This window comes from Caecibacter sp. AF58-12pH5A, assembly GCF_027681725.1.
In the GTDB taxonomy this organism is placed as follows: domain Bacteria; phylum Bacillota; class Negativicutes; order Veillonellales; family Megasphaeraceae; genus Megasphaera; species Megasphaera hominis.
On the sequence record NZ_JAQDBC010000014.1, the window covers coordinates 36,249 to 42,248 of the forward strand.

The following is a 6,000-nucleotide window of genomic DNA, read 5'->3' on the forward strand; positions in this document are numbered from 1 at the left end:
CATGCTGACATTAGGAAAGAAATGGAGAAAACCTGTAAAAAATGGATTTTCCCTGTTAGAAATGCTCGTTGCCGTTTCTATTATTTTGGCCATTGCGACCGTTGCTGTACCCAAATTCAGTACGGCCGGTGATAAAGCCAACCAGGCAAAAATACAGACCGATCTGCGGACCATCAGCAATGCTGCTGCGCTGTATAAGTTTGATACAGGGGAATATCCGACAAGCGTACAGGTCCTGGCAGACGATAAGTATTTGGAATTTGTACCGCAGCCACCTAAAGGTGCAGAAGCCTATAGTATTGCCGACGGTATTGTCAAAGTCACACTGAACGGCACTACCTATAGCTCTGATGATCCCGAAGGCACGGCGTCCACACCGACGTAAGGGCCCATGATTACGATGTGGAGTCATAGTGAAGCCCTGACGGTGGCGTACTATTGCTGGCTTTGCGTCATGGCTCTCTGTTCGGCCATCATTATCTACACGGATGTGCGCTACTATTGGGTGCCCGATGTGGCAGTCGGCCTGCTGCTCCTGGTCAATGGCGCCGCCTGGGCCTTACAGCTCGTAGCCCCTAATGAGGAATTTACTGTTTCCTGCCTGGCCGGTCTGGGCCTGCTGGCCTGGCTGGCCCCGCAGAGACTTGGTACGGGAGATATCAAACTGCTGGCTGTATTAGCATTAGGCTGTACCGGATTTACTCTGTACCTGGTAGTTTGTTTTTCCTTTTTTATAGGGACACTGCTGGCACTGTTTCTTTGGCTGAAACAGCGCCAGCGCCTGATCCCCTTTGCTCCCTGTATCGTAGGTGGCTGGTGGTTTTCCTTCTTTTTTTCTGAGGAGTGCTGGCAATGGCTGACTTACTTTCTCTAAGAGCGCGTAAGCGAAACGGCTTTATAGCTCTGGAATTGTGCATCGTAACCGTCCTCGTTTTTACCATGGCGGCTACAGTTATGCTGCCCAGGGCGTGGCAAAATGACCGTCATCAACTGGATGTCCTGGTCGACGAACTGGCTCTCGATTTAAATACAGTGCGGCAATATGCCATTGGCAATCATCTGGGAGAAATTGATATTTGGTCTATTGTGGTGCAGGACGGGGAGTACCGGATTATGCATAATTACCGGATTGAAAAGAGAAAGTATTTTGGTAATAACCGGATTGTCACAGAATCAAAAGAACGAAAAGACTTTTCCTTTGACGAAGCGGGACGCCCTTCAGGTCCGGATATGCGCATTACCTTCAAGCTGGCTGATGATACGTATAAAAAAACGATTGTCATTGCAGCCCAGACGGGACGAATACGAATTGAAAAAGCGTAAGAATGGATTCATGCTGACAGACCTGTTGTGTGCTATGACGATAGCCTTGCTTTTATTTGTGCCTTCCTTGGGGCTGTTGCGCCAGTCTGAATTATATTACGAACGAAGCCGCAGGCTGCAGGAACTGGTACTGGCAGGACGTAGTGCGTTGGCCGAAGCAGAAACTACGTGGCCGCATCTGGAAGATACTCAAAACGAACAGGTCTTTCAGCAGCAGTCCTATGGAATTCGTACGACGGCACGGCCGCTGGAATCCGGTTTGCTGCACTACGAAGTGGAGGTGACCAATGGGAATGGAGAAAAATACGTACTCCTGCGCGTTTGGAAAATGCCTGAAGCGGAGCCGTAATGGCTTCCTGCTTATGGAAGCTGCCTTGTCGGTCTTATTGGTCAGTATGCTGTTTCTTTCCCTTGTGCCGGCGGCGGCCCTGGCTGTCCGTCATTTTGAAGCCTGCCGCGTACGGACCGAGCTGGCCTTGCAGGGAATCTTGCTGGACCAGACACTGTCTACCTCTCTGCGCTATGCCGACACGGTCACCTTGTCAAATCATTCGCAGCTGATCATCCTGTCCGAACAAAGGAAAAGCGGCTTTTCCGTACGGGGAGAGGTCGTATATAAAATTCTCTCTAATGGCAATGAGCAGCCCCTGACAGGAAGCCGTGTAGGCGCGGCGGTAGAGCGGCAGATCGTGGCTAAGCCCTTAGCTGCAGACGGACGGTGTTTTTATTTTGAAGGCCCATACATTGTCGTTTCTCTCTGCCTGCAGAGCAAGGATGGCTTGTATAGATGGCCTTGTTACATGAAGGTCAGGCCTTTAGGGAGGATGAATGAGAAAAACACGTAATGGCTTTATAACGCTTTTTGTGACCTGGCTTGGCTTTGTCGTTTTCAGCTTTTCCCTGGCTGTAGCCGTATTGGCAGAGCGGCATTGGCAGGAGGTGCGGACTTTTTCTCATGCGACACGGGCTGCGTATTTGGCTGAGAGCGCGTTAGAAATAGGCAAAGAACGCTATAGCCAAAAGACATCGCGTAGCCTGCTGTTGCGGGAAACACTGGTTCTCAAGGATATCGCTGGATTGCAGGCCGGCGAAGCCATGCGGGTCCAGTTTAAAGCCAAAAATGAAAAGGGCATATTGCAGGGGACGCTGCGTGGTATCGGCAGCAGTCCTGTAGAGGGAAAAGACGGGCTGGAACAAATGGAGAAGACCTGTGCAGTTCCTTTTACGGCCGTTTATGATACGACAGAACGGAAATGGAATTTTACTTTTGGTGCGTATAAGGTTTAAGGCATATGATAAAACAATTGATGAGAAACGAAGCTGTATTGTGGGTCACGGACCGGGTGGTCCATGTGGTTAAAGTAGAAAAAAACTGGTTAGGCCGGACAAAGCATGTCCTCGGCTGTACGTATGAGGATATTAGGGATTTCCACTGGCTGGAAAAACCAGAAAAACTGAAAGCTGTACTGGAAGATATTCTTACGGTGTATGAGCTTTCTACGTATACCCTGACTATTGTCCTCAGTGGTTCCCTGCTGCTTTGGCAGGTGCTGGAGCTGCCCGGACGGACGCGGAAAGAAGCGCGGGAAGCAGCCAGCTGGTCAGATGCCCTGGCTAGTACAGCCGATACCTATACGTATGATATATATAAGATACGTAAACAGAGCCGGGAGACGAATTTATGGCTTTTTAGTGCGTATCCGGCGGCCCCTGTTGAGGCGATGCTGCAATTCTTTGAGGAAAGAGGTGTACCTGTAGACCGTGTAGACGTGCTGCCTGCCTGGATCAGTAACCGCTATGGCGGAACCGATGGGACCTTATATTTACGGGAAAAAAATAGAACCCATGTGTTACATATGCAGGATGGATATGTGTCTGTTTATACCTATGGTGCAGCAGATGAAAGGGACCTGGCTCAGGAAGAACCGTATACGATGAGCTTTTATCCCCAGGGAGAAGAAGAACCGACAGCGCCCTGCTGGAAGCCGGCGTATGGAAAGCGCGTACAGCACTGGCATCTGGCAGGTCCCCCGTCGGTACTTTTATGAGGTATGCCATGATACGTATGAATTTAATACCGCCAACGAGGCAGCGTCAAAAAGGAACGAAGCCGTACCGGTTTATCCCCATGGCAATCGTAGTTCTCTGTGCCGGCATCCTTTGCCTGGGGCTGGCATCCGCCTTTTTATTGTATGAAATTACACAGCAGGAGCAGTACTATGCAAAAGAATTGTATCCGGTACAGCAGCGGCTGGAACAGCGCAATGACCGGATTGAACGGGCCAAGCTAAAAGCGGACCGCATCCGGGCCGGTCTGACTTCCCGCATTGCCTGGCCGGCCTTGCTCGTCTGCCTGGCAGATACCAAGCCGCCCGATGTAGCCGTACAGGGCCTTACAGCAGATAAGGATAAGCTCTGTCTTCACCTGACCAGTACGAAAATCGCTTCCGTACAGACGTGGCTGCGGCAATTAAAGAAAACGGAATATTTTAGCCAAGTACACATCGGCAATGTGCAAAAGAAAGAAAAGGCACGGCTCGAAATGCAGCTTTATTTGGGGTTTGGAAATGCAGATGAAACGAATGGAAAAACTGAAACAGCTTCTATACATAAAAAATAATACAACGCGCCGGGCGTTGCTGGCGGGCCTGAGCCTGCTGTTTCTCATTTCAGCGTATCTGACCCATGCGCTATATGAGAGAAAGTGTAACTGGCAGGCTGCGAATGAACGGCTAACAGAACTGCGGCCGGTGTTACAGGAAAAGCTGCCAGCACCGTGGCTGGAACGGTCCCCAGCCCTGACTGCTGACATGTCCCAAGTGATACAGGAAAGCGCTGCCGCCACGGGAATACAGCTGCAATCACTCCAGGCAGATCCGGCCAATCCTTCTGTCTATGAAATCGAACTGCAGGGAACCTATCACGAGCTGATCTATTTCCTTACAGCCTTAGAACAGCAGGTACCACAGAGCCTGCCGGTAGTAGCTGAAGTGAAGCGGGAAGGAGAGCACTTGGCGATTCACCTTTCCCTTACGGTTTTGCCGGGACAAGGAAACACAAACGCTTCTGAGCGGAAACGGGGTTAGTTAGCAGTTTCTATAAACAGCGTACAATTATGTAATAAATACATGATTGTACGCTGTTATTTTATTTGATAAACAAAATGATATCAGTTATAATAATAAGAGAAAACAAATGAGATGCAAACTTATATACAAAAAAGTAACCTCACAAACCATGCCTGCAAAACGGAACAATTACGATAGACTAGGGAATGTGCCTATCAAATGAATAGAAAGAGGGAAACGAATCTTTGTTCGTGAAAATTCACCTGTGTAGTTAGCATTATTGTGATTACTAATGGATAAGAAAGAAGATGAGGAGAATGATTGCTTCTAAAACGTATACCATTGAAACCCGGCTCAATCAAAGAGACAATACCGGGTTAATCGAATATGTAAAAGAGTATCATATCCTCTATGGCAAGATGCTGCGTTTTACATGGCATCGGTATAACAATGGTGGCAGATTCTCTGTAAAGAAGAGTGCGTTTAATGCTATTTTGCAAAACCGCTTTCACGTGAACAAGCGCCTTGCCAATTCGGTTATGTCTGAAGTAGAAGGGCTATATAAAGCCCTGTATTAACTAAAATGGTATGAGTTCAATCAGCTGAGTCGTAAAATAAAAAAGCTTTATAAAAAGCGGAAGACGCTTTGCGAAAAAGTAGCCGTATTAAAAGAAAAATCCCGAAACAATCAATTATCTCCTTCTGCCTTAACCTATTATCACCAGCAGAAAGAAAAAATCTTTTATACCAATCAAAAGCTTAATAAGCTAAAGCAGAAACAAGCCAATGTATTGAAAGAGATTCAAAGCAAGGATTTACATCTATGTTTTGGTTCAAAGAAACTGTTTCGGGCTCAATATCATCTGGCAGAAAACAAGCTGACAAGTCATGCCATCTGGTTAGACCATTTTCGTAAGCAAAGAGATAACCGGTCTTTATATATCGGCTCAAAAGACGAACATCGTTGCAACCAGATTGTACAATTAATACCCATGGTACACGCAGGCAAAGGGAATCGCTTCGCTATTCAGGTACGAAAAAATACAAAAAAACGTGAATATGTTTATGGAACTTGTATCTTTTCATACTTGAGCGGGTTACTTGCCAAAACGATTGTTAAGCAAGACCACGGCATCAGCTATCGCATCGTCTTTCGCGGCAATGCCTGTTACCTGCAAGCCATGGTAACGCTTGACAGGGATACCGACGATTGTAAAACGAGAAAAACCTATGGAACACTTGGTTTAGACTATAACGACGGGTTTATTGAAGTAGCCGAAACCAATGACACGGGAAATCTCGTCAGACTAAAACACTATCGGTTACAGTATCATGGTACGGGAAAGAAAGCGGAATCCGAAATCCGTGAAGTCACCTCTCACATTGTAAAGTATGCAATCTCTGTGGGAAAAGACATCGTTATTGAAGATTTAGATTTTCGCAAAGCAAAATCAGAAACAGCTACAGCAAAGTCTGATAAGGGCAGGGCATACAACAAAATGATTCATGCCTTCGATTATTCCAGGTACAAGAAAACGTTTGAAAATTGTTGTTATAGACGAAGTGTTCATGTAATTCAAATCAATCCTGCTTATACAAGCAAGATTGC

At 47.0% G+C, this 6,000-nt stretch carries 11 protein-coding genes; all 11 read left to right on the forward strand.

Features of this window, described 5'->3' with window-relative positions; translation table 11 throughout:
- Nucleotide 1: 1 nt before the first annotated feature.
- Nucleotides 2–385 (forward strand): competence type IV pilus major pilin ComGC, encoded by a 384-nt coding sequence (locus tag PGX44_RS07770; protein WP_498854914.1) that lies wholly within the window; start codon nucleotides 2–4, stop codon nucleotides 383–385.
- Between the two features lie 6 nt (nucleotides 386–391).
- Nucleotides 392–874, forward strand: coding sequence for a prepilin peptidase (locus PGX44_RS07775; protein WP_498854915.1), 483 nt, complete (start codon nucleotides 392–394; stop codon nucleotides 872–874).
- Nucleotides 853–1,323, forward strand: coding sequence for a pilus assembly FimT family protein (locus tag PGX44_RS07780; protein ID WP_498854916.1), 471 nt, complete (start codon nucleotides 853–855; stop codon nucleotides 1,321–1,323). Before PGX44_RS07775 ends, PGX44_RS07780 begins: the two co-directional genes overlap by 22 nt.
- Nucleotides 1,310–1,672, forward strand: a complete 363-nt coding sequence (locus PGX44_RS07785; RefSeq protein WP_186502341.1) for a hypothetical protein — start codon at nucleotides 1,310–1,312, stop codon at nucleotides 1,670–1,672. The genes PGX44_RS07780 and PGX44_RS07785 overlap by 14 nt, the downstream gene beginning before the upstream one ends.
- Nucleotides 1,611–2,168 carry a hypothetical protein gene (locus tag PGX44_RS07790; RefSeq protein ID WP_498854917.1) on the forward strand — a complete coding sequence of 186 codons (558 nt, stop codon included), beginning with the start codon at nucleotides 1,611–1,613 and terminating at the stop codon, nucleotides 2,166–2,168. The genes PGX44_RS07785 and PGX44_RS07790 overlap by 62 nt, the downstream gene beginning before the upstream one ends.
- Nucleotides 2,152–2,610 (forward strand): hypothetical protein, encoded by a 459-nt coding sequence (locus tag PGX44_RS07795; RefSeq protein ID WP_498854918.1) that lies wholly within the window; start codon nucleotides 2,152–2,154, stop codon nucleotides 2,608–2,610. The genes PGX44_RS07790 and PGX44_RS07795 overlap by 17 nt, the downstream gene beginning before the upstream one ends.
- A gap of 65 nt (nucleotides 2,611–2,675) precedes the next feature.
- The gene (locus PGX44_RS07800; RefSeq protein WP_498854919.1) at nucleotides 2,676–3,371 is read left to right on the forward strand and encodes a hypothetical protein; all 696 of its coding nucleotides are present in this window, start codon (nucleotides 2,676–2,678) and stop codon (nucleotides 3,369–3,371) included.
- An 80-nt stretch (nucleotides 3,372–3,451) separates the two neighbouring features.
- Nucleotides 3,452–3,943: a PilN domain-containing protein gene (locus PGX44_RS07805; RefSeq protein ID WP_498854920.1), complete on the forward strand. Its 492-nt coding sequence runs from the start codon at nucleotides 3,452–3,454 to the stop codon at nucleotides 3,941–3,943.
- Entirely contained in the window at nucleotides 3,891–4,409 is a 519-nt protein-coding gene (locus PGX44_RS07810) for a hypothetical protein (protein WP_498854921.1), read from the forward strand. The genes PGX44_RS07805 and PGX44_RS07810 overlap by 53 nt, the downstream gene beginning before the upstream one ends.
- 299 nt (nucleotides 4,410–4,708) lie before the next feature.
- On the forward strand, nucleotides 4,709–4,969 hold the full coding sequence (locus tag PGX44_RS07815) for a hypothetical protein (protein WP_498854922.1): 261 nt from the start codon (nucleotides 4,709–4,711) through the stop codon (nucleotides 4,967–4,969).
- 213 nt (nucleotides 4,970–5,182) lie between these two features.
- The coding region (locus PGX44_RS07820; protein WP_498854923.1) for an IS200/IS605 family accessory protein TnpB-related protein at nucleotides 5,183–6,000 on the forward strand (818 nt) is incomplete at its 3' end.